Genomic DNA, 23,091 nt, shown 5'->3' with positions numbered 1-23,091 from the left:
GCAAGCGATTCCTGTTGGTGTAACCGAGAGTCACGCGACGACACGAAGTGGACCAGAGCCACGAGTCGTGGATAAAGCCCGAATGGGCCTGCAATCAGTGCCGACAGCGTAACCCCGACATGGAGGTGTGCCTGGCAACCACCTGCGCACGCGAGCAATTGTCAAGACCTGCGGATCAAGCAGGAGGCACCGCTCACGCGGTCCAGTTGATCGTGTTCTGGGCTGGCGGTGGTCGATCCCCTTGGCGCGTGGTGCCAGCCTCCTGCCGCGTGGGAGGGATCAACGCCGCCATAATCGACCTATGGGAAAGAGCTACGAGCGGATAGAGGGCAGACTGCGTGCTTTCATCGAGGCGCAGCACATCTTCTTCACCGCGACGGCGCCACTGGACGGCGGCGGCACCGTCAACCTTTCACCCAAAGGCTTGAACGGCTCGTTCGCCGTGCTTGACGAACTCACCGTGGCCTACCTCGATTTCGCCGGCAGCAACGCCGAAACGATCGCCCATCTGCGCGAGAACGGCCGCATCACCCTGATGTGGTGCGCCTTCGACGGTCCGCCCAACATCGTGCGCGTGCACGGCCGCGGAGAGCCGGTCTTCCGCGACGATGCGCGTTGGGCGGAACTGATGGGGTACTTCCCGGACATCGAACCGACCCTGCACGGCCTCCGCGCGATCATCGTCGTGACCGCTGAGAAGATCCGCGACACCTGCGGGTACGCAGTCCCGTTCATGACCTATGACGAGGACCGCCCGCTGCACGCGTCACGCTTCGCGCGCGAGTCCGATGAGTCGCTCGACGTGTACTTCCAGAAGAAGGAGCACATCGCGACCAGCATCGACGGCCTGCCAGGGTTGCCGCTGCCACTGCCACCGCTTCCGCGCGCTGGATAGGACCCAGCCGCTGGGGCGGACACCACAGCTGATCCGGCCGGAAGGACGTTATGCCACCAGAGTCTCCTCCCGTTCGACCAGGTGGCAGCGTTCGAAACGGGCGCCGGCGCGGACGAGGGCGACGAGGTGGGGTGCGTTCACCGCTCGCCAGCGGGTCTGGGCGGACTCGATCAGCTTGAAGACCATGGCCAATGCGGCGGCGCGACTACCGGCGCCCTTGGTGACCTTCGTCCGCAGTCGCACGGTGGCGAAGGTCGACTCGATCGGGTTGGTGGTCCGCAGGTGGATCCAGTGCTCGGCGGGGAAGTCGAAGAACGCCAGCAGCTCGTCCTCGTCGTCCGTGATCCGCTTGTCGTAGTTGTCGTACTCGGGGTCGTCGTAGCCGGGGCCGATGATGGGCATGAGGGGTCTCTTTTCCATGTCGGTGATCAGCGGTAGGGGCTCCAGCCGCCGAAGCGGGCCATCAGCTTCCGGGCCGCGTCCTCGTTCAGGCCGAGGGCTGCGGCGGCCTGTTCGGCTGTCGTGTCCTGCCGGGCATCGTGGGCCGGCCAGTACCCGACCTGTCCCGCAGTCACCTCCAGTCGGCGGGCTGCCCGCACGGCCGCCAGCGGTGAGGTCTTCGCCAGCTTCTCGATCTCCTCCTGCAGCACGGCCAGCAAGGTGGTGACCGTCTCCGGCAGGGGAATGGCCGACTGCTCGACCTCGGCGGTGTGCGAGTCCCAGTCCTCCATGCAGGTGTCCGCCGTGTCGTGAGCCCCCTCGATCAGCTTCCGCTCGCCGATCGCGTCCCAGTCCAGCGTGTACTCCGGGCCGTTCCAGCCGCAGGAGCACACCGCGCGCAGTGCGGCCGCCCGCGGTCCGTGCGCAACCCCTCCGTCATAGACGGACCACTGCGACACCGGCTGACCGCCCGCACCGGAGCCCGTATCGAAGAAGACGGGAGCCGGGACGGTGCCGTCGGCCAGGAGCACACCGACCGCGCCCGCGTGGGACGAGCCGAACTCCTCCGTCGTCCACGTCTCTCGCTCACCCATGACATCCTCCAGCCGCTCCCTCATGCACCAGGCGCCCTCGACCAAGCGCCGAGGACGACAATGCCGCAGCGCCGACAGGCGGCACTACCGGATTCGCCAAATGGGCGTGGAGCCAGCGTTCAAGGCGGGGCCTGGGGGCGCCCACCTCAAGCACGGCACGGGCCCGGCCGGGAGCTTCACCCGGAATCGCCAGACCCCCTCCCAGCAACCACCGGGCTCGGACGGTCCCCTGATCCCATGGAGGACACCACCGCCCTTGAACACCAGTTCCAGGCGGCTTCCGCTGATCGGCCGGCGCTTTCACCTGGCCTACACGATCCAGGGCGCGCGGAAGATGCTGGTGCGCGACGGCGGGTCGTGCCAGGTGCCGGCCCGACGAGCCATGGAGCGGGATGACGATGCGGTGGCCGGGTGGGTCAAGGAGGTGTGGACTTGCGCGCAAGACTCGCGGCGGCCCGTGGAGCGTGGCTCGTCTTCAACGCTCACTTAAAACCACGTCATCATCGCCAGGCTCTGTACCATCCCATCCAATCTTCCGGCTCCACATCGACATCCGTCGCGGGCCCTGTGCAAACGGGCCCGCGCGGTAGCCGGTAGTCCGCTACGGGCGTGGGGTGCGCGCCTCGATCCGGTAGTCGAAGGCAGCGCCGCCGACGCCGACCGTGGTCACCCCGCCGTCGACGGTGAGGACGGCGCCGTTGACGTAGGACGCAGCGGGCGACAGCAGCCAGTCGATCGCCTCGGCGACCTCCTCCGGATCACCCGGCCGCCTGGCGGGAGTCAGCCGGTTCGCCTCCTCGTATGCCGCCTCGGCACCGCCCGCCAGCCCCGCCTCCGCCGCGAACCGCGCCATCCGCTGGTCGGCCATCTCCGTACGCACCCAGCCCGGACACACCGCGTTGGCCCGCAGTCCTTGCGGGCCGTAGTCGACGGCGAGGGAGCGGCAGAGGTGGAGCAAAGCCGCTTTGGACGTCGCATAGGCGGCGTTGCCGACGCTGTTGCGGAGCGCGGCGACCGAGGCGACCGCGACCACCGCGCCGCGGGCCGCCAGCAGATGCGGCAGCGCGGCACGCAGCAGCAGGAACGGGCCGGTGAGGTTGGTCCGTATCAGCTCTTCCCAGTCCTCGACCGCGGTGTCGCCGATCGCGCCGCCCCGCCCGATCCCGGCATTGAGCACCACACCGTCGAGTCTCCCGTAGGCCGTCACCGTCGTCTCGACGAGCTCGCGCACGGCCTCGGGGTCGGCGGCGTCGGAAGGGTGGGCCAGCGCTCCGGTCTCCTCGGCCACCCGGCGCAGCGGCTCGGGCCGCCGCCCGGAGATCACGACCTGGTGCCCGGCGGTGCGCAGCTGCCGGGCGGTGGCGGCCCCGATTCCCGTTCCCCCGCCCGTCACCAGGACAACACGCTGTTCCGACATGGTCGTTCGCCTCCGAAGGTGGTCGGCTTCCGGTTCCCCGCACTGCGAGCATACGAAGCGTCGGCACCGCCGGGCCGACCGGGTGCCGCTGCCGTCGGCACCTCGGCTGGGTGCGGGGCGAGGAACGACCGCGGCGAAGGGCAGCGGCGAACAAAGCGGAGATTACGTAGGCTGCCAGCTCCTCCGCGCTGCCGACGAACGCCGGGCCGCAGCCCGCCGGCAGTCGCTCGAACACCATGGCTACGGCGGCCTGTGCGCTGTCGGTCTCGGCGATCCGCGGGCTGTTGCGCCTCGGTCCCTCGACGTAGGACCGGCCGTCTCCCAAAGTGCGGATGTAGGGGGTGTCCCAGGTGGGGCGGAACTCCGTGCACCTGCTGCGGTGCAGCTCCCACATGCCCGTCCACGGGTAGAGTTGACGCAGCTTCGGCTCGGCACGCGCCACCCGCACCATCTTGATGAACGGTTCCGGGAGCGGCGTGCCACCGGCCGGGGTGGGCTCGCCGGGGGTGGTCGGATCTTGTGCCAGGCGGCTTCGACGATGTCGCTCATTCCACGATTGTGCGCAGACAGGGTCGTGCGCCCTCAGCCGCTGGGGAGCAATGCTCAATACCTGTGGATCAGCCCTGACGGAAGGAGACGTACCTTCCCGATGGATCGATCGATAGGTCATCGAGCAAGGCCGACGTTGCAGCGTCGGTCTGGAAAGCACGCGCGTGCTCACGGTAGTCACCGAGGACCTCACCACGCCAAGCGGCAGCTCGCTGCTGGACGAGATCGTCCGGGAGGGCGCGCGGCGGATGCTGGTGGCCGCGCTGGAGGCCGAGGGCTGTCCTCCGGGGATTTCGTGCCCGCGCTGGAGCAGTTCCTGGGCTCCTCGGCCGGCCTGTCGCCGGCGACGGTGACGCGGCTGACCACCCAGTGGCAGGCCGACCACGCCGCGTTCATGGACCGCGGCCTGTCCGCCACGGACTACGTCTACGTGTGGGCGGACGGCATCCACCTGCGTCTCCGCCTCGACGACTCCAAGGCCGCGGTGCTCGTGGTCATGGGCGTGCGCGCCGACGGAACGAAGGAGCTGGTCACGTCGGCCGACGGCTACCGCGATTCGGCGGAGGCGTGGGCCGGGCTGCCGCGGGACTGCGCCCGCCGGGGCATGCATGCCCCCGTGCCGGCCATTGGCGACAGCGCCCTGGGCTTCTGGAAGGCCCTGGCCGAGGTGTTTCCCAACACCCGGGAGCAAAGGGGCTGGGTTCACAAAACCGTAAATGTTCTCGATTCCCTGCCGAAGGCGGGCCGGCCCGCGGCCAAGCGCGCGATCCAGGACATCGACAACACCGAGGACAAGGACCAGGCCCGCAAGGCCGTCGCCGCCTTCGCCCGGCAGTACGGCGCGAAATGCCCCAAGGACGTCAAGCGGATCACGGACGACGAGGCCGAGCTGCTGGCGTTCTTCGACTTCCCGGCCGAGCACTGGAGCCACTTGCGGACGACGAATCCCACCGAGTCGACGTTCGCCACCGTGCGCCTGCGGACGAAGGTGATCAAGGGGGCCGGCAGCCGGGCGGCCGGGCCGGCCATGGTTTTCAAACTGATCGAGTCCGCCCAGGCCCGCTGGCGAGCGGTGAACGCACCCCACCTCGTCGCCCTCGTCCGCGCAGGAGCCCGCTTCGAACGCGGACACCTCGTCGAACGACCGGAGGCGGTCGCGGCGTGAGTAGCATCGCGGCCCAGGCCATCAGCACCGCGCGGCTGGTCCTGCTGCCGCTTCTTGTCGAGCATGCCGAGGAGATGGCCACGGTGCTGTCCGATCCGGCTCTGCACACCTTCATCGGCGGCGCTCCCGATACCCCGCAAGCTCTGCGCTCGCGCTATCAGCGTCTGACCGCAGGCTCTCCCGATCCGGCTGTCTCCTGGCTGAACTGGGTTATCCGGCTCCGTGCCGAGGACTGCCTGACGGGCACGCTCCAGGCGACGGTCAGCCCCTCCGGCCACGGCCTCATCGCCGAGATCGCCTGGGTGATGGGGACTCCGTGGCAGGGGCGAGGCATCGCCATCGAAGCAGCCCGAGGGCTCGTCGACTGGCTCAGCGGACAGCCGCTGCAGACCGTCATCGCCCACATCCACCCCGAACATCAGTCATCCGCTGCCGTCGCCACCGCCGCCGGGCTCACACCTACCGACGAATGGCACGAGGGCGAGATCCGGTGGCGTCGAAGTATCAGGCGCTACTGAGGTTGAACTCGTGGTGTCGTAGAGGCTGACGTCTCGTCTCTCGCTGCGGTACCACCGGTGGCATGCGGTATCCACAAGGTGGCGGGTTGACCGCCGAACGGCAGGAGTTCCGCGAGGAGTTACGGCTCCAGGCGGCCGAGCGGTTCGCGCGAGGCGAGGCGAGCTCGGTGATCGCCAAGGACCTTCGGGTCAGCATCCGCTCGGTGCAGCGATGGCGGCAGGTGTGGGACGAGGGCGGTCCGCGGGCTCTGCGGTCACAGGGGCCGGCGTCACTGCCGAGGCTGAGCGAGAAGCAGTTCGTCCAGCTGGAGGGAGAGCTGGGCAAGGGACCGGCCGCGCACGGCTGGGAGGACCAACGCTGGACCCTGAGCCGTGTGAAGACGGTGATCGGCCGGCGCTTCCACCTGACCTACACGGTCCAGGGCGTGCGCAAGCTGCTCGTACGCAACGGCTGGTCCTGCCCTTGGGTTCTAGGAGTCGCGGCCACGCCCCTTCCAGGGGCCCGGCAACGCGCCGAGCACTGCCATCACGCCGTATGAACTCTTCCCGGGGTACTTGCCGCCCAGCGTGAAGCGGCTGAACAGCATGATCCTGGGCCAAGGAATCAACTGTCCCTCGGAGTTCCGCCCGCCCTGGTACAGCCCATCGGCACGGAACTCCAGCCAGACGCCGCCCGGACGCCGACAATCGCCCACAACCCAGCGGTCGTCGACCCGCTCCAGCGGCCCCAGAGACGCGCTTTTGTCTCTCATCCGCCTATTGGAGCACGTGTGCCATGAAAGGGCTGGCTCTTGCACTCGCACCTTCGGCCCGTTCCGCACTCACAACGCCTCTTCGACTGTTTCGCGCGATGAGCCGCGCTTTGTCGACAGACGGAAGGGAGGTCGGCATCTCAGCCAGCCCGCCGCTGACGCTGCGTCCGAGCCGTCATGGCCCGCCCGCCAACTCCAGTGGACAGGGCTCTCCCTGTGCGCGTACCTCGAATTCTTCACCGGGCTGGGAATGACGCCGCTCGACGGTGGCGTGTTCGACCCGTTCTCGTCCGCGGAACTCTCGTCCACGGCTGAGCCGCCGGTCGGTTCGGAGAGAGCCGGTGTGGTCCGTTGCGTTCGGGGTGGCTGTCGGGCTGTCCGTCTGGCCTCCCCTCCGGCGTCGGCATCGGCGTCGCCCCTTCCTCCGCCGGAGCCGGCCCGATGCGGGTACGGGGGCGGGTGCGGGTACGGACGCGTCATCCGCAGGGCAGGGGGGCAGGGGGGCAGGGGGGCAGGGGGGCAGGGGGGCAGGGGGGCAACGAACCGTCGCCCAGTTGGTTCAGCCGGCCAACTGGTTCAGCCGGCCGGCTGGTTCAATGGTCGCCGAGGTGAGAGAGATGGTGTCGACCGACCGGCTGCTTGCGTTTGCGGCGATGTCGTTGCTGGTGATCGTGATTCCGGGGCCGAGTGTGCTCTTCGTGATCGGCCGGGCGCTGGCTCACGGCCGCCGTACGGCGCTGGCCACGGTCCTGGGCAATGTGCTCGGCGCCTCTGTGCTGGTGGCCGCTGTGGCGCTCGGTCTTGGTTCGTTGGTCGAACAGTCCGTCGCTGTCTTCCTCGCCGTGAAACTGGCCGGCGCGGCCTACCTTGTCTTTCTCGGAGTCCAGGCGTTCCGGCACCGCAAGGACATGAAGATGCGCGCCGTGGACGGGACCGGACAGCGCGCTCGCGGCGATCTGCGCACGATCGCCGACGGCGTCCTGGTCGGTGTCACCAACCCGAAGGGCATGGTGTTCTTCGCCGCGGTACTCCCCCAGTTCGTGGACCACGCGGCCGGCGGGTTGCCCGCCCAGATGCTCGTCCTGGGCCTGGTGCCGATCGGCATCGGCCTGATCACGGACACGGTGTGGGGGCTGACGGCCTCGGCGGCCCGGAACTGGTTCGCGCGTTCGGAACGCCGGCTGTCGGTGATCGGGGGCGCGGGTGGTTTCGCCATGATCGGTCTGGGTGTGACGGTGGCGGCCACCGGCCGCGCCGACTGACTGACCTCGCCCGGCAAGCCGCGGGGGCCGGCGGAAGGCGGCCGGGCCTCGGGAGATATCTCCCGGGCACGTGCAGGCAGGTGCCCGGAGCACGGCACAGGCAAGGGACCCGGCCGTTTCCACTTGCTGCCGCCAGGCGCGCCGTCACCGCTGCACCGGGTGCACCCGCTACACCCTGTGCACCCGGTGCACCCGGGCAAGCAGCAGGACCGTGTCGTCGCGGGGCGAACTCGGTACGAGGCGGGCAAGGATGCGGTCCGCCATGGCTTCCAACGAGCCGGAGTCCCGGCCCAGTTCCATGCGCAGGGCGTCCAGGCCCTCGTCGATGTCATGGCCCCGTGCCTCGATAAGGCCGTCGGTGTACAGGACGAGGGTGGCGGCGTCGGGCAGCTCGGTCTCCGTCGTCCGGAAGGGACAACCGCCGACGCCGAGGGGGACTCCCAGAACTTCGTCGATGAGCTGGATCCGGCCGTCCGGGTGGAGAACGAGGGGCGGAGGGTGGCCGGCGCTGGCGATCCGGGTGTGTCCGGTGGCGGGGTCGTAGCGGACGTAGAGACAGGTTGCGAGTTCGATGCCGGCCTCTTCGGCGCACTGGTCGAGTTCGGTGAGCAGTTCATCCGGTTCCTGGTCGTGCCGGGCCAGCGCCTTGGCGGCGATCCGCAGTCGGCCCATGGCCGCGGCGGCCGACACGCCGTGTCCCATGACGTCACCGACGACCAGGGCAACTCGGTGGTGGGCCGGGGAGATCACGTCGTACCAGTCGCCGCCCACCTCCGTGACGTGGCTGCCGGGCAGGTAGCGGTGGGCGATGTGCAGGTACGGGCCGGTCGCCAAGGAGGTGGGGAGCAGGGCCCGTTGGAGGGTGAGCGCGATGTTTCGCTCCCGGCTGTACAGCCGCGCGTTGTCCAGACACAGCGCCGCCCGGGAGGCGAGCTCGCCGGCCAGGCTGAGGTCCTGCTCGGTGAATGCCGGTCTGGCCGCGGAACGGCCGAATACGGCGATGCCCTGGACCGTGCCCCGGGCGATGAGCGGGGCGAGGAGGAGGCAGGCCAGCCCGCTGCCGGCCAGTAACCGGGCGCGCGCTTCGCTCAACATGGTCCGGACCATGAACTCCTGGTTCACCGGTACGGAGACGGGGCGGCCGGTCCGCAGCATCCGATGGATGGCGGAGCCCGGTGGGTAGTGCACGGCCTCCACTCCGCTGACCAGTTCCGTCGCGGGAGGGGGCAGGACGGTGCCCGAGGCGATGCGGTGGGTGTCGACCGGCCGGGCCGGGTCGAACGCCTCGCGTTCGTCCCTCCCTTCCACGAGTTCCACGACCGCGGCGTCGGCGAAGTCCGGAACCGCAGCTTCGACCAGTTCCTGGGCCGTCACCTTCACCTCCAAGGTGGTGCCGATCCGGGCGGAGGCCCGGTCCAGCAGCGCCAGCCGCTGACGGGTGGCGGTCGCCTCCACAATGGCCTGCTCCCGGTCGGTCACATCCACCAGCAGCCCGCCCACCCCCTGGCGCGTGCCCACGGCCTGGGTGAGCGGGAAGAAACTCACCGACAGGACCTTGTCCCGGTCCGGATGACCCCGGGTGCGCATCCCCACCCGTACCCCGGCGACGGGCCTGCCCTCCGGACGACCGCACGCAGCATCCGCTCGTACTCGCCGCCGTCCGAGGTGATCATGGTTTCGGCCAGACGCCGCCCGAGGTGTTCCTCGATGGGGAGCCCGTTCATATCGGCGAGGGCCTGGTTGAGGTGGAGGTAGCGCAGTTCCTCGTCGAAGATGGCCAGGCCTATGGGGCAGGTCTCGAAGAGGGCGTCGAGGAAGACCAGGTTGGTCTTGACCCGGTCCAGCTCGTCACCCCGGCTCGCCAGGGCCATGATCACCGAATGTCCCGCGACGCCGGTCACCGGGAAGACGCGGAATCCGCAGTCGAAGACCGTGCCGTCCTGATGCGTGACATGCAGACGGCCGCGCCAGTACCCTTCGCCCCGGCCCCGCTCCGCCATACGGGCGCAGGCATCGGGGCCTCCTCCGGGGGCTCCCGGGAAGAGGCGGGCGCCGGGCATCGACAACGCTTCCGCGGCGCGGTAGCCGAAGAGGTCCCGGGCGCCGGGGCCCCAGTAGCAGATCCGGTTGTCGTCATCGAGGCCGAACACGGCAACGGGCACATGCTCCAGCAGCGACCCGGGCTCGGACCAGAGCGGACCACGAGCCCTCCCCTTGCTCGGCCGATCTGATGGCACCGGCTTTCCCTTCCACCCGCCGCGCAAAGTGGCCGGTCCGCCCTTCGGACGGCTGAGCGGCTCTTTTCATTCTGCGCTCGTCGTCAGGTGTGGACACTCCGGCGCCCGGCCGGCTCCCCGGGACCGCGGGCGCCCGTGCCGTGCCGAGCCGTGCCGATCCGGTGCACGATCCCGTTGATCATCCGGCGGTGGTTCCGCCGCCGTGCTGCCGGCCGGCGCCGGTTGTTGCGCCGGGCGGCCGCAGCTGCGCCGAAGCCCCTTCGTGGTCGGTCCACGTCAGCCGCTCGCGCCGGTTGAGCATGCCCATGCCCTTGCCCACATCCACGCCTGCTCAGCCTCAGGGGGCAAGGAGACGGCACTCCCCCGCCCGCAGAGGCCCGGCGGCCTAGGCGTCGCGGGGTTCCGTCGGCCCGGGAAGCCAGGGCCCCGGGCCCAGGGGTGAGAGAACGAGTTCCGCGACCGCTCCGCCGTCGGGCGCGTTCGAGAACCGCAGCGTGGCACCGAGGACACGGGCTTGCCCCAGGGCGATGGTCAGCCCGAGACCGTGGCCGGTCTTACGGCCGTTTCCGGACTGGCTGCGGAAGCGCTGGGGGCCGTGGTCGAGGAGGTGGCCGGGGTAGCCGTCCCCGTGGTCCCGCACGGTGATGAACGGGCCGTCGACGGTCACGACCACCGGCGGACAGCCGTGCCGGTGGGCATTGGAGACGAGGTTGCCCAGCACGCGCTGGAGCCTGCGCTGGTCGGTCTCCACCTGGGCGTCGCGCGTGACACGGACCTCGGCCTCCAGCCCGGTGGCCAGAACCGCACGCTCGGCCAGCGGTCCCAGCCGGTGAACCTCGTTGTCGGCCCGTTCCACCTCCGCATCGAGACGGGAGATCTCCAGCAGATCCTCGGTCAGCCGGCTCATGGTCCGGATGCGGTCCTGCACCATCTCGGCCGGGCGGCCGGGCGGCAGCAGCTCGGCCGCCACACGCAGGCCGGTGAGCGGGGTGCGCAGCTCATGGGCCACATCGGCGGTGAAGCGCTGCTCGCTGCGCAGCTTGCTCTGCAGTGTGGCGGCCATCGCGTCGAGTGCGGCCGCGACCGCGGCGGCCTCGTCCTGGGCACGCTCGGGACGCCGGACGCGGGGATCGTCGACGCGGGCGTCGAGATCTCCGGTGCTGATTCTGCGGGCCACCTGGGCGGTGTGCTGCAGCCGACGGGTAATACGGGAGACGGCGAACAGCCCGACGGCGAGGGTGAGGGCGATCGCAAAGGCGGAGGAGCCGATGATGGACCGGTCCAGCCCGCGGAGCGCGGCGTCCCGCTGGGTGTAGTCGATATGGACGGCCAGTGCCTTGCCGTCGGCGGGGGTGACGGCCCACATCGCCGGACGGCCCCCGTGGCCGGCAAGCTGTGTGCCGCGTTCGCCCCGTAGCGCCATGGTGCGGAGGGCGGCGGGGAGGTCCGTGGGGCTGACTGCGGCATTGCGTCCGAGGGGTCCCCCGGCGACGTATGCGTCAGCCGCGGCGTCCAGTTCGGACAGGGCCGCGCCGCGGGCCTGGCTTTCGGTCTGCCGGCCGACCAGGACGTGCACCAGGACGCCGACCACCGTCGCGAGGACGCAGCACATGACGAGGACGAAGACGGCGAACTTCCAGTAGAGCGTCGCCGTCCAGGCGGGCAGGTGCGGCCGCGTCCGAGGCCGGCCGGCGCTCATCGTCCGCGCTCCGGGGAGGGGGTGGCGGAGTCCGCCTGGTCGAACTCCATGGACCGCAGGGCCATGGTCCGGGTCCGGGAATCCCATGCGTAGACCGTGCGGGTGTCGTATCCGGGCGTGCCCGTGGGCTCCCGCAGGATCAGATCGCCGTTCGCGACCTCCACCGACAGCGGGGTCGCGCCGGCGTCCATGATCCGGGTGACCACACCGTGGTCGAGCCTGAAGACCCACAGTGCCAGGGAATGGCCCGGCGCCTCGATGCCGACGATCAGTTCGGCCTTCCCGTCGCCCGTCAGATCGCGGTACTGGGGCTTGCGTACCGGGCAGTGCGCCGGCTCGGCGGCGCAGGCGTCGATCCTTCTCGCGGTGGCGGCATCGAATTGCGGCCCGCCGCCGAGGGCGGAACCGGCGGCGACCTGGGCCTTGACGACGGTGAGCAGATTCGCCTTGCGGATGTCCCCGGAGGGCACGCGGGGCACCCCGGGAACGGCCGCGGGAAGGTTCTCCCCGGATCCGGTCTCGGGCTGCGGCGCGGGCTTGCGCTCGGGCCACAGCCGCACGGGGGCGGAGGCGGGCGAGGTGTGGCCGGCGCTCAGCGGCTCCCCGCTCCCCGTACAGCTGCTCAACAGCCCGGCCATGCCCGTCGCGGCAAGAGCCGACGACATCACCCGTACGAGCCCGGCGGGTGACAGGGGACCGTGGAGCGGCACATCTCTTCCAGTCGTGGTGCGGGCTGAGCCTCTTCGGATCATAAGGCCCGCTGCGCACTGCCGGGACAGGGCCATGGGTCCCGGAATTCTTCGCCGGTGGGCCGGTGGGCCGGTGGGCCGGGTAGGCGTCCCGCACCGGCGGCACGGTGGCCGGGCCCCGCGGCGCCCCCGGACTCAGCCGGCCGACGCCGTGGAGGCGGCCTTCCGCTGCATGGAGCCCGCCCAGGTGCGGCGCGGAGGGCGGCCGACGAATGTGCCGAAGAGCAGCGCCGCCGCCGTGGCGGCGAGCACGCCCGGCACCATCTCGTAGATCCCCGACCGGAACGGCCCGAGGAGCGGGTCGATGTGCTTCCACATGACGACGGTGACCGCGCCCGTCACGATGCCGGCCATCGCCCCGGCCCGCGTCATGCGCGGCCAGTACAGCGACAGCAGGATGACCGGCCCGAAGGCGGCTCCGAAGCCCGCCCACGCATACGCGACGATGTCCAGTACGGCGCCGCCGCTGAGGGCGATGGCGTAGGCCACCAGCGCGACGACCACCACCGTCACACGCGCCGTGAGCACCATCGCCGCGTCCGTGGCCCGGCGCTTGACGAACGCCCGGTAGAAGTCCTCCGTGAGGGCCATCGCCGAGACGAGCAGCTGGCTGTCCGCAGTGGACTTGATCGCGGCCAGCACGGCGACGAGCAGGATGCCCGCGACCCACGGGTTGACCAACTGGGCGCAGAGCTGGATGAAGACGGTTTCCGGATTGCCCAGCGGGTGGTCGAGCGCGGCGATCCCCACCAGTCCGACGAGCGTGGCGCCCGCCAGACAGACCACCACCCAGCTCACACCGATACGGCGGGCCAAGGGGATGTCACGGGTGCTGCGGATGCTCATGAAGCGGGCCAGGATGTGCGGCTGTCCGAAATAGCCCAGCCCCCAGGCGAGCAGGGAAATCACCGCCACCGCACCGAGCGGCCGGCCGGACGCCCACCGGACGCCGTCGAAGTGAGCCTGGGCTCCCATGTCCAGCAGGGACGGGCTCTTGTGGGAGAGCACACCGTGCAGGGCGCCGAATCCCCCCAGCAGGCCGATGCCGATCGCGGGGAGCGCCACGGCCGCGCAGAACATGACCGTGGCCTGCACCGAGTGCGTCACGCTCACCGCGCGGAAGCCGCCCAGCACGGTGTAGACGACGATCACCACGGCGAAGACGGTGAGCGCGAATTCGAAGCCGCCCCCGAAGATTCCCTCGAACAGCACTCCCCCGGCGAGGAGTCCGCTGGCCACATAGACGGTGAAGAACACGACGATGACGGTTGCCGAGACCAGGCGCAGCATCCTGCTGTCGTCCTCGAACCGCTCCTCCAGGTACGCCGACAGCGTCTTGGCGTCGCCGGCCAGCTCGGTGTACGTACGCAGACGCGGCGCGACCAGCCGCCAGTTGAGATAGGTGCCGGCGGCGAGGCCGACGGCGATCCACGAGGCGCCGATCCCTGCCGCGTACACGGCCCCGGGCAGTCCGAGGAACAGCCAGCCGGACATATCGCTGGCGCCCGCGGACAGTGCGGCCACCGGCCCGCTCAGCCGGCGCCCGCCCAGCGCGAAGTCGGAGAACGTCAGGGTCTCCTGATACGTCCAGATGCCCACAGTCACCATGGCGAGCAGGAATATGCCGAATATGATCATGACCGGTACGATCAGGGGTGTCACCACTGCTCCTCGGTACGGGCACTGCCAGGTACGCGCGGGCCCCGGGGATCCCGTAGGGAAATCCCGGAAGGGAAGGCTCCGGTGCGAGCCGACAATACGGATCGGTCATCAGGAGCGGCACCCCTTTTGACGGATGCTCCTTGCAATCAAGGGCACGGCGGGGCCGGGACCGGGCTGCGAGCCCCCGCCATACCGGGCACTGCCTACCACAACAGGCAATTCTCTCAGCTGCCGTGCATGCGGCAGGGAGAGGGGGAGATACGCCGGCGAAGGCCGTGGTGCCCTCCGCGTGAGTGGTGGTGCGTGCGGCGCACGCCCCGTGCCTGCGCCGCCACACTCCAACTGCCCTGGGTGCGGCCAGAAATGTCCTGAGTGGGCATCACGGGCGCGAACCATACTGGTGGCGCTTCGCAGCCGACCGCCGGGTGCGGCCGGCCAAGGCGTCGCTTTCCTGCCCGTACGCGATCCTTCCCAGCCGGTCCGGAGCAGCCCTGCCCTCCGGGCATCCACGAGGAAAAGGAGTTCTCGCCATGCGCCGTATCCGCTCGTTCGCCGTCGCCGCGGCCGCCCTGGCCGCCGCCCTGGGGACGGTGCCCACCGCGTCCGCGACCCCCACGGCATCCGCCCGCCCGGCGGCCTTCCACTGCACCGCCGGTTACTTCTGCATCTACAGCGACTGGAACGGCGGGGGAACCCGTTGCCAGTGGTCACAGTCCAGCAAGGCGAACACCGCCGACGACTGTTCCTTCATCCAGAGGGGACAGAACGTGCGCTCCGTATGGAACAGCACCGGGCACCGCGTCCAGTACTACACGCAGACCAACTATCACGCGCGCGTCGGGTCCACCCCCGCCGGTGCGGGCGGCAACCTGCAGGGCAGCTACCAGATCCGTTCCTTCAAGCCCCAGTAGGACCGGGTGACGTGAAGTGAAGTGAGCGAAGGGGCCGGAAGCCACTCACCCGCCGCCTACGGGCCAAAGGTCACTCCCCCGCCGCCCCTTCGGCTCCCTGGACGCGCGGCACCGGAACCTGCGTGCCGGTCCTCCGCGCCGGCCCCGTGCAGGTGGCCGGTTCCTGGCCCGCTATGACATCCGGGCCGCGCTCGCGCCGGCCGGCCCGCATGCTGTCCGGCCTGTGGGACGGCCGCCTCGGCGCATCGACGGCACCCGTACTCGTCAAGGTCGCGGTCCGGCTGTTCAAGACGGACCGCCAGGCCCTTTGCGGGCCATGCACCGGCTGTCGTATCCCTGCTCGCACACCCCGGCCCGCCGGTACGGCGAGCGGCCGTCAAGACGCACCCTCTCCCCTCATGCCACGGCTGCTTCGATGCCCTGACTGTGGGGATCACCGGTGCGGCAACCGGCGGCCTGCCCCTGCTCCACGGCTTCGCCACCGCCGTCAAGTCCCTCGGCGCGCGGGCCCGGGACGCCTCGATACGCATCGAGGGCAGGCCCTCCAGCAGTTTTGGGTCACCCCCAGGAGACGGGGCGAAGGCCCGCAGGGACAGGGGGCCGAGAGACTGACGAACCGTCATCTGAGAGCGTCAACTCCCCACGCATAAGCCATCCTTTAGGAAACGCCAAGCACCCTTATGAGGGTAAATCGCGTCGCATATCGGATGCCGGCCGAAGCGAGGTGATCAGGCCGGACGCTCCGGCACGGAGACTCCCGGAGTATGGACGCATGGTAGTGGCGCTGCAACGCCAAGTAGTCGCACATTTATACGGAATTGCGAACTTCGTACAGCGAACATTTCAGGCCTGACACCGGCAAACGGTTGGTTGCGGGCGACGGGCTTCCTCAAGACGATCAGACTCCCGCGTGCCGCTCGGCCGAGCCCGGCCGGCCGGCACGCCCGTCGGCGAGGAGGTCCTGTGAACGATCAGACGAGTCTCAGCCCGGATGCGGCACGGCAGCTCGCGACCACCACCAAGACCAGCCCCCAGATGCGCGGCATCACCCCGCGCTACCTGCTCCGCGCCCTGCCATGGGTGGATGTCGAATCGGGTGTCTTCCGCGTCAACCGCCGCCGGACCTACGTCCTCGGCGACGACCGCATCAGCACCCACACCGACAACGGTTCCCCCCGCGTCATCCCGGGAGACCTGCGGGAACTGCCGTACCTCCGGGAGGCCGACGACGCGCTGCTCTCCGAACTGGCGGGCGCCTTCACCGAAGTCACCTTCGAGGCCGGGGAAATGCTCGCCCAGGACGGTGACGCGCACGACCAGCTGTGGGTGATCACCCAGGGCCGTGCCGAGAAGCGGGTGAACGGCCGGTACGGCGAGGACGCCGTACTCGAAGTGATCGGCGACGGCCAGTTCTTCGATCTCGACGCCTGGACCCGTTCCGAGCCCATGCCGTACCGCGTCAGGGCGCTCACCCCTGGCGTGGCGCTGTGCGTCGAACGCAGCGTGCTCGCCGGGCTGTGTGACCGTGACGCGACGGTACGGGGGGCGCTGGACGCCTACCTCGCGGCGGACGGCGTCCTGCGGGGTGCCGAAGTACCGGTCGATCTCAGCGCCGGGCACACCGGCGAGCCCGAACTCCCCATGACATTCGTCGACTACGAGGACGCGCCCCGCGAGTACCACATGACCCTGGCCCAGACCGTGCTGCGTGTGCACACCCGGGTCTCCGACCTCTACAACGGGCCCATCGACCAGACCCGCGCCCAGTCCAACCTGACCGTGCACGCACTGCGCGAGCGGCAGGAGGCCTCGCTGCTCAACCACCCGGAATTCGGTCTGTTCAACAACGTGGCCCCAGGGCAGCGGGTACAGGCGCGCACCGGCTCCCCGACCCCCGACGATCTGGACGAGCTGCTGACCCGGGTCTGGAAGCAGCCCGGGTACTTCCTCGCACACCCCAGGGCCATCGCCGCGTTCGGCCGGGAATGTACGCGCCGGGGTGTGCCCCCGATCATCGACAACCGGTTCGGCAGCCCACTGCTGACCTGGCGTGGCGTCCCGCTGCTCCCCTCCGACAAGGTGCGGTTCTCCGGCAGTGCGGGCATCGGCACCACCGAGATCCTGCTGATGCGCACGGGCGAGGCCGAGCAGGGCGTGGTGGGCCTGCGGCCGGCGAAGGTCGAGGACGAGGTGGAACCCGGCCTGTCGATGCGGAACATGGGTGTCGACCAGAAGGGCGTCACGTCGTACCTGATGACGGCGTACTTCAACACCGCGGTGCTGGTGGAGGACGCGCTCGCCGTGCTCCAGAACGTCGAGGTCTCCAACTACCATGACTACTCCTGACGTTCCCCGGAGTCCGTGGCCGAGTGCGGCTCCGGCTCCGAATCCTTACGCCGGCGGGCTGCCGTCGTCCGATCCGGCCGCGGCATCGGCCATGGCACTGGCCATGAGCACGGTCACGGGCCCGGCCACCGCCGACCCGGCCGCGCCGGCTGCCCCGCCCGCCACCCAGCCCCTACCGTCCGCGACCCCACCCGCGCAGCCCACCGTCCAGCCCGTGGAACCCGTCGGCCTCCCAAGCCAGCCCGCCGCCTTCTCACCCGAGTTGGCCCGCCGGGACTTCCCGATCCTGCACCGGACCGTGAACGGGCATCCGCTGGTCTGGCTGGACAACGGGGCCACCACACAAAAGCCCCGCCAGGTGATCGAGACGCTGGCCGGGTTCTACGGATCCGCCAACTCCAACATCCACCGTGGTGCGCACACCATGGCCCGGGAAGCCACCGAGGCGTACGAAGCGGGCCGGGCGGCGGTCGCCGCATTCCTGGGCGCACCGTCACCGGACGACATCGTCTTCGTACGCGGCACCACCGAAGGCATCAACCTCGTCGCCCAGACCTGGGGGCGGGCCCACCTCGGTCCCGGGGACGACATCCTGGTGCCCGTACTGGAGCACCACTCCAACATCGTCCCCTGGCAGCTGATCGCCAAGGAGACCCGGGCCCGGGTGGTACCCGTACCACTGCGACCGGACGGGCAGATCGACCTCGATGCGTACGCCGATCTGCTCTCCATGCGCACCCAGCTCGTGGCGGTCAGCCAGGCCTCGAATGTGCTCGGGACCGTGCCACCGGTGCGCGAGATGACCGCACTCGCCCACCGCTACGGCGCCAAGGTGCTGGTGGACGGGGCGCAGGCGGTGGCGCACTTCCCTGTCGATGTGCAGGATCTGGACGCCGACTTCTATGTGTTCTCCGGCCACAAGCTGTTCGCCCCGACGGGCATCGGCGCCCTGTACGCGAAGCCGGAGATCCTGCGGAACATGGCGCCGTGGCAGGGCGGCGGCAACATGATCGAGTCGGTCGACTTCACCCGTACCACCTATGCCCCGGTACCCCACCTCCTGGAGGCCGGTACCGGGCACATCTCCGGCGTGGTCGGTCTGCTGTCCGCGCTGAACTGGCTGACCTCCTTCGACCGGGACGCCATCGCCGCCTACGAGACCTCGCTGATGGCCTACGCACAGCAGGCCCTGGCCACGGTCCCGGGGCTCGAGCTGCTGGGCTCGGCGCCCGACAGGATCGCCGTGCTGACCTTCACCCTCGCGGGTCACGACCCGTCCACGATCGCCGACTGGCTGGACCGCGACGGCATCGCCATCCGCGCCGGCCACCACTGCGCCCAACCGGCGCTGGCCCACTACGGCCTGGAGAGCGCGGCCCGTGCCTCGCTCGCGCTCTACAACACGTCCGAGGAGGTGGACAAACTGGTGGCGTCGCTGCACCGGCTGCAGCAGACCGACTGACCCTGCTGTCCCCGGCATGGCCGACCGGATCCCTCCGGTCGGCCATGCCGGTGCCGGGAGCCGGCCCTGTGGACAACTCGGCCGGTGGCCTCGTCCGCGGGCCATACTGAGCACCCTGCCGGCAATGAGGGGGAGCGAACATCATGACGTTGTCGCGAGACGAGCCGCGGCCGCCGCACCGGGTCGCCGAGGTGTCCTTGGCCCGCTGGGTCGAGGAGGGGGCCGGCGGATTCGACAGCGGGGTGCACGCCCTGCTGCCGTCCGGGTTCGAGACGTACGTACGGCTGCTGCATCCCAGCGAGCCGGCGGACGGCCGGTTCGAGCGGTGGGCGGAGGTCGCCGAGCGCTCCGGTCGCCTACTGCACCCTCTGGCGCGCTTCGAGGAGGTGGCCGGCCCGGGGGACGAGCCACCGTGGCAGGGCTCGCTGCCCGAGCATCTGCTGGCAGCGCTGTGCACGGTGCTGGCGACGGAGACCCGTACTCCGCGGCAGTGCCTCTTCGGGCTCTGGGAGGGGTGGGGCTGGCTCCATGACGAGGGGCCATTGGTGCGGCTGAGCGGACGCGCCTACGCGTTGTACGAGGGGCCGGTCGAAGCGGCAACGGCCCTGGGAGACCGGACTGCGGGGGTCTTCTTTCCACAGGCCCCGAATCTGTGGTGGCCCCAGGACCGGTCCTGGTGTGTCGCCACGGACGTGGACCTCGACTCCACCTACATCGGCGGGTCCGCCCGCCTGGCGGAGCGATTGGCGGGCGGACCACTCTTCGAGGTGTTCCCGGTGGCGCTCGACGACCGGATCGGGTGAGCCGTCCGTCGAGCGCCTGCCGTGGAAGGCCCGGGGCCTTCGTGGGGGATCCGGTCAGCTCTTCTTGCAGGCGTAGATACGGACCGTGGCGCTGGTGTCCTTCACCTGCTTGGTGCGCGGGGTGTACTCGGGCGGGAAGGTGACCACGCCGACGGCGTACCCCGTGTAGTTCTGCCTCTTGACGCAGCGGCGTGCGGCGTTCTGGCTCACCTTGTTCCGGCCGGCGTTGGTCTTGGGCCCGCTCTGCTTGTACAGCGTTCCGTTCTTGTACAGGCCGACGCGGATGGCCAGCTGTGCCACCTTCCGGGTGCACTTGATGTCCGCGGTGACGTTCACCATGTGCCGGTTGTCGGCGTGGGCGTGGTGGGAGTAGTGCGGGCGGTGCGTGGTGATCTTGCAGGTGATCACGTCACCGCTGCGGGTATCCACCGTCCGGACGGTGGTGGCGCCGGTTGCGGTGCCGGATGCGCGGCCGGCGGGCGCCGAAGCACCCGCGGTTCCGGCACCCAGGGTCAAGGCCAGCGCTCCTGTCAGCGCTCCTGTCAGCAATGTCCGCGGTACGGTCCTCATGAAGTTCCCCCTGTTTGCCGCCCGTCGGGGCGGCTGTTGATGCCCCGTCACCTCACCTGGCCGATACCGAGGCGCGGTGTGCCAACAACATGATTCCGTATCGGAAAGACCGGTGCAGGGGTATTTCACAGATGTGGTCGCGTCGGTGGTCGTCCGCTACGGCGGCGGTCCGCCTCCGGCGCGGCGTACGGCCGGCTGCGGGGTTCGGCCCGGCGCAGGTCACCGGCCGGATGCGCGCCGCTCGCGCCACTCCTGGGCCAGCACCGACCAGACCTCCATGTCGTGGCGGACGCCCCGGTGTGGGTAGCTCTCCCGCAGCACTCCGTCCCGCACCATGCCGAGCCGCTTGGCGGTCTTGACGCTTGCGGTGTTGGCGGCGGACGTGATCCACTCCACGCGGTGTATCCCACGCTCCTCGACCGCCCACTCGATGAGCACCCGGATCGCGCGCGTGATCAGCCCGCGTCCGACCGCCGCTTCCTCCAGCCAGCAGCCGACCTCGCAGTTGCCGGACTCGGCATCGAACGTCCGGAACAGGACCCCGCCGACGAGCACACCCGCCACCCAGATGCCGTGGAGACGACCGCTGTCGGCAGCTGCCTTGTCCGCATACGACTGCAAGAACGCCGTGGCGGACGCGAGATCGGTGGCGCGGTCCGGCAGCGAAACGTACCGGCCGATGTACTCGCGGCCGCGGTCCATATGGGCGAGGTACTCCCCGGCATGCCGCGGCTCCAGCGGCCGCAGCTCGGCACCGTCGTCACCCAGCGATATCGCAAACACCCGGACACCCCGTACTCCGTTCACTCAGCTTGCCTGCCCGTGGCACGACGATGCTGTGCCGCTCACCCGTGCGCGGCACCCGGAATCGTCCCACAGCGGTGCCCCCGGTCGTTCCTCGGTGTCCGGGCCGGAGCGGACGGCTCGGGTGGCCGCCCCCGAAATTCCTCGGAAGAATTCCGGGACAGCTGTCGATCCGGCCGTCTCCCGTTCGACGCAGGAGTGAGAGGCGGGGAAAACCCCCGCCCCCGACCGAGGAGTCACCATGCCGCGTTACCTCACGATGATCCGTGTCGACGAGCAGAATGCGCCCGCCCAGGCCCCGGGTCCCGATTTCGAGCAGCGCATGGGCGCGCTGTTCGAGGAGATCACCAAGGCCGGAGTCATGCTGGACACGGCGGGTCTCACCCCGACCTCCGAGGGCACCCGGGTGACCTGGTCCGGGGGCAAGCTGTCGTACACCGACGGTCCCTTCACCGAGAGCAAGGAGGTCGTCGGCGGTTACGCCGTTCTCCAGGCGAAGGACAAGGCCGAGGCCCTGGAGTGGACCAAGCGTTTTCTGCAGGTCCATGACGAGCACATGACCGTGACCGCCGAGGTCCGCGAGATCGCCGAGGGCTGATCGGGCCGTACGTGCCCCTCCCCGGGGATCGGGGGGCTCGGGCGGGGCCCGGAGGCCCGGAGGGATTCCCCGCCCCTCCGGGCCGGTCCGGGTGGACGGCGAGCCGTCCGGCCGGACCTCGGCCATGCGCGTCGGCTGACCGGGCCGGAGGCGGGAGCCGGGGACGGGCCGCGTGCCGTCGGCTGCCCCGGGCCGGCTCGGGGCAACCGTGACGCGGTCCACCCTGTGGACGCGCGGGGACGGGCTCTGGTGCCCGGCGACGAGGCGCAGCACGGCGACCACGCCGCCGCGGCGGCGGCCGGCCTGCCGGGTCCCCGGGTCGCTCGGCTGCTCGCGCTCCACATCCCGGCCGAGCGCTACCTCGCGGCGACCGGTCAGAACCATCTGACCGGGCTGCCCCGGTGAACCCTCGTCGCCTCGTCCTGCAGGGCGGCCGATGACGCCCGGAGAGCGGACCGCGTTCGCCGCGGACCCCGGCTTCCTCGCTGCGGTCGCGCTGCGCCATGCCGGCGGTCTCCCTCCGCCACGAGCCGGCCCGGCGTTCAGATTCCGGGGGAGGCGACTCGGGTGTAGGTCTTCGGGGCGCTGGTGCCTCCGGGAGTGGTGACGGTGACATTGACCGTCCCCGGGGCTCCGGGCAGGGCGTCGACGACGACGTGGCTGTCGGAGACGACCGTGAACCCGGCGGGTGTGCCGCCGACGAGCACCGTGGTGGTCTGGGCGAGGTTGGTGCCGGTGAGGGTGAAGGTGATGCCGCCGGAGGCCGGACCCTGAGGGGGGATCAGTGTCGTGACAACGGGCGCCGGCAGGTAGGTGTAGGAAACCGCGTTGCTCGTGCCGCCGGCCGTGACGACGGTGACATCCGCCAGTCCCGCGGCTCCCGCAGGGACCACAGCGGTGATCTGGTTGTCCGAGACCACCGTGAACGCCGACGCCGCGGTGGTCCCGAAGCGCACCGCGGTGGCTTCGATGAGGTGGACACCGGTGAGGGTGACGGTGTTCCCTCCCGAGAGCGGGCCCGAGGGCGGTGCGACGCCGGTGAGGACCGGGGTGCTGACGTAGAAGTAGGCGCTCTGGAGGGTGCTGCCGCCCCCCGGGGTGGTGACGGTGACATCGACCGGACCGGCGGTCGCCGCGGGGACCACGGCGGTGATCTGTGTCGGGGAGACGACGGTGAAGGAAACCGCCGGGGTGGTGCCGAAGGTCACCGCCGTGGCTCCGGTGAAGTTGGTGCCGGTGAGGGCGACGGTGTTCCCGCCCGAGGTCGGGCCCTGGTTGGGGCTGACGCCGCTCAGGGTGGGCGCCGCGGAGTAGGTGTAGGAGATCCCGTTGCTGGTACCGCCCGGGGTCGTGACGGTGACCGGTACGGTGCCGGTCCCGGCAGGGGCGACAGCGGTGATGTGGGTGTCGGAGACCACGGTGAACGAGGTTGCCGGTGTGGCCCCGAACCGTACCGCGCCTGCGGTGGCCAGCCCGGTGCCGGTGAGAGTGACCGTGGTGCCTCCGACCGCCGGACCCGAAGCCGGATTCACCGACGTCAAAACCGGCACCGAAGCCGTCGTGTACGTGAACGACACACCATTGCTCGTCCCCCCGGGCCCCGTCACAGTGACCTGCACCGTGCCGGAACCCGCAGGCGCCGTCGCCGTGATCTGCGT

General features: G+C 70.3%; 20 protein-coding genes and 5 pseudogenes. 12 read left to right on the top strand and 13 right to left on the bottom strand.

Translation table 11 applies throughout. The features are described 5' to 3' along the window. Positions 1-301 precede the first annotated feature (301 nt). Positions 302-895: a pyridoxamine 5'-phosphate oxidase family protein gene (locus ACWGJY_RS17335; protein ID WP_453261643.1), complete on the top strand. Its 594-nt coding sequence runs from the start codon at positions 302-304 to the stop codon at positions 893-895. A gap of 48 nt (positions 896-943) precedes the next feature. On the opposite strand, the pseudogene ACWGJY_RS17330 reads toward ACWGJY_RS17335, so the two are convergent. Further along, positions 944-1,264 (bottom strand): annotated as a pseudogene (locus tag ACWGJY_RS17330) (transposase); the annotation flags it as partial. A gap of 59 nt (positions 1,265-1,323) precedes the next feature. After that, positions 1,324-1,929 (bottom strand): hypothetical protein, encoded by a 606-nt coding sequence (locus ACWGJY_RS17325; RefSeq protein WP_453261642.1) that lies wholly within the window; start codon positions 1,927-1,929, stop codon positions 1,324-1,326. A gap of 280 nt (positions 1,930-2,209) precedes the next feature. Between ACWGJY_RS17325 and ACWGJY_RS17320 the strand changes: the two are divergent. Next, positions 2,210-2,406, top strand: a pseudogene (locus ACWGJY_RS17320) (helix-turn-helix domain-containing protein); the annotation flags it as partial. A gap of 124 nt (positions 2,407-2,530) precedes the next feature. Here the strand turns inward: ACWGJY_RS17320 and ACWGJY_RS17315 are convergent. Together ACWGJY_RS17315 and ACWGJY_RS17310 are read right to left on the bottom strand one after the other, a co-directional pair. Beyond that, positions 2,531-3,346, bottom strand: a complete 816-nt coding sequence (locus ACWGJY_RS17315) for an SDR family NAD(P)-dependent oxidoreductase (protein ID WP_453261641.1) — start codon at positions 3,344-3,346, stop codon at positions 2,531-2,533. Between the two features lie 202 nt (positions 3,347-3,548). Beyond that, positions 3,549-3,797, bottom strand: a pseudogene (locus tag ACWGJY_RS17310) (DUF6193 family natural product biosynthesis protein); the annotation flags it as partial. Positions 3,798-4,169: 372 nt separating this feature from the next. Here ACWGJY_RS17310 and ACWGJY_RS17305 point away from each other — a divergent pair. The 4 genes and pseudogenes from ACWGJY_RS17305 to ACWGJY_RS17290 all read left to right on the top strand — a co-directional run. Further along, positions 4,170-5,060, top strand: a pseudogene (locus ACWGJY_RS17305) (IS256 family transposase); the annotation flags it as partial. After that, positions 5,057-5,578, top strand: coding sequence for a GNAT family N-acetyltransferase (locus ACWGJY_RS17300; protein ID WP_453261640.1), 522 nt, complete (start codon positions 5,057-5,059; stop codon positions 5,576-5,578). The pseudogene ACWGJY_RS17305 and the gene ACWGJY_RS17300, both read left to right, overlap by 4 nt. A 62-nt stretch (positions 5,579-5,640) precedes the next feature. Then, positions 5,641-6,039: pseudogene (locus ACWGJY_RS17295) on the top strand (helix-turn-helix domain-containing protein); the annotation flags it as partial. 908 nt (positions 6,040-6,947) lie between these two features. Continuing rightward, a complete protein-coding gene (locus tag ACWGJY_RS17290) occupies positions 6,948-7,592 on the top strand; it encodes a LysE family translocator (RefSeq protein ID WP_453261639.1) in 645 nt (214 codons plus the stop codon). Between the two features lie 168 nt (positions 7,593-7,760). On the opposite strand, the gene ACWGJY_RS17285 is transcribed toward ACWGJY_RS17290, so the two are convergent. The 6 genes from ACWGJY_RS17285 to putP form a co-directional block, all read right to left on the bottom strand. After that, positions 7,761-9,137 (bottom strand): PP2C family protein-serine/threonine phosphatase, encoded by a 1,377-nt coding sequence (locus tag ACWGJY_RS17285; RefSeq protein WP_453261638.1) that lies wholly within the window; start codon positions 9,135-9,137, stop codon positions 7,761-7,763. Continuing rightward, positions 9,134-9,829 carry a PAS domain-containing protein gene (locus tag ACWGJY_RS17280; protein WP_453261637.1) on the bottom strand — a complete coding sequence of 232 codons (696 nt, stop codon included), beginning with the start codon at positions 9,827-9,829 and terminating at the stop codon, positions 9,134-9,136. Before ACWGJY_RS17280 ends, ACWGJY_RS17285 begins: the two co-directional genes overlap by 4 nt. A gap of 178 nt (positions 9,830-10,007) precedes the next feature. Next, positions 10,008-10,154: a hypothetical protein gene (locus ACWGJY_RS17275; RefSeq protein ID WP_453261636.1), complete on the bottom strand. Its 147-nt coding sequence runs from the start codon at positions 10,152-10,154 to the stop codon at positions 10,008-10,010. 60 nt (positions 10,155-10,214) lie between these two features. Further along, entirely contained in the window at positions 10,215-11,528 is a 1,314-nt protein-coding gene (locus ACWGJY_RS17270; RefSeq protein WP_453261635.1) for a HAMP domain-containing sensor histidine kinase, read from the bottom strand. After that, positions 11,525-12,193: a hypothetical protein gene (locus ACWGJY_RS17265; protein WP_453261634.1), complete on the bottom strand. Its 669-nt coding sequence runs from the start codon at positions 12,191-12,193 to the stop codon at positions 11,525-11,527. The genes ACWGJY_RS17270 and ACWGJY_RS17265 overlap by 4 nt, the downstream gene beginning before the upstream one ends. 219 nt (positions 12,194-12,412) lie before the next feature. After that, on the bottom strand, positions 12,413-13,915 hold the full coding sequence (gene putP, locus ACWGJY_RS17260) for a sodium/proline symporter PutP (protein WP_453261633.1): 1,503 nt from the start codon (positions 13,913-13,915) through the stop codon (positions 12,413-12,415). Positions 13,916-14,469: 554 nt separating this feature from the next. On the opposite strand from putP, the gene ACWGJY_RS17255 reads away from it, so the two are divergent. From ACWGJY_RS17255 to ACWGJY_RS17240, 4 genes are all read left to right on the top strand, one after another. Continuing rightward, positions 14,470-14,850, top strand: a complete 381-nt coding sequence (locus tag ACWGJY_RS17255; protein WP_453261632.1) for a peptidase inhibitor family I36 protein — start codon at positions 14,470-14,472, stop codon at positions 14,848-14,850. Positions 14,851-15,813: 963 nt separating this feature from the next. Then, positions 15,814-17,196, top strand: a complete 1,383-nt coding sequence (locus ACWGJY_RS17250) for a family 2B encapsulin nanocompartment shell protein (RefSeq protein ID WP_453261631.1) — start codon at positions 15,814-15,816, stop codon at positions 17,194-17,196. A 103-nt stretch (positions 17,197-17,299) separates the two neighbouring features. Further along, positions 17,300-18,658, top strand: a complete 1,359-nt coding sequence (locus ACWGJY_RS17245) for a SufS family cysteine desulfurase (RefSeq protein WP_453261630.1) — start codon at positions 17,300-17,302, stop codon at positions 18,656-18,658. Positions 18,659-18,801: 143 nt separating this feature from the next. Beyond that, positions 18,802-19,461, top strand: coding sequence for a hypothetical protein (locus ACWGJY_RS17240; RefSeq protein WP_453261629.1), 660 nt, complete (start codon positions 18,802-18,804; stop codon positions 19,459-19,461). Positions 19,462-19,515: 54 nt separating this feature from the next. On the opposite strand, the gene ACWGJY_RS17235 is transcribed toward ACWGJY_RS17240, so the two are convergent. Next, positions 19,516-19,890 carry a hypothetical protein gene (locus ACWGJY_RS17235; protein WP_453261628.1) on the bottom strand — a complete coding sequence of 125 codons (375 nt, stop codon included), beginning with the start codon at positions 19,888-19,890 and terminating at the stop codon, positions 19,516-19,518. A 360-nt stretch (positions 19,891-20,250) separates the two neighbouring features. Beyond that, a complete protein-coding gene (locus ACWGJY_RS17230) occupies positions 20,251-20,814 on the bottom strand; it encodes a GNAT family N-acetyltransferase (protein WP_453261627.1) in 564 nt (187 codons plus the stop codon). 262 nt (positions 20,815-21,076) lie between these two features. Here ACWGJY_RS17230 and ACWGJY_RS17225 point away from each other — a divergent pair, with 262 nt between their 5' ends. Beyond that, positions 21,077-21,433 (top strand): YciI family protein, encoded by a 357-nt coding sequence (locus tag ACWGJY_RS17225; RefSeq protein ID WP_453261626.1) that lies wholly within the window; start codon positions 21,077-21,079, stop codon positions 21,431-21,433. 249 nt (positions 21,434-21,682) lie between these two features. After that, entirely contained in the window at positions 21,683-21,838 is a 156-nt protein-coding gene (locus ACWGJY_RS17220) for a hypothetical protein (RefSeq protein ID WP_453261625.1), read from the top strand. 137 nt (positions 21,839-21,975) lie between these two features. Here the strand turns inward: ACWGJY_RS17220 and ACWGJY_RS17215 are convergent. After that, positions 21,976-23,091, bottom strand: a 1,116-nt coding sequence (locus ACWGJY_RS17215; RefSeq protein ID WP_453261624.1) for an IPT/TIG domain-containing protein, incomplete at its 5' end; no start/stop codon positions are given.

Source organism: Streptomyces sp. NPDC054765, assembly GCF_053612065.1.
The sequence above is the reverse complement of the archived record's forward strand: the minus strand, read 5'-3'. Positions and strand labels throughout refer to the sequence as shown.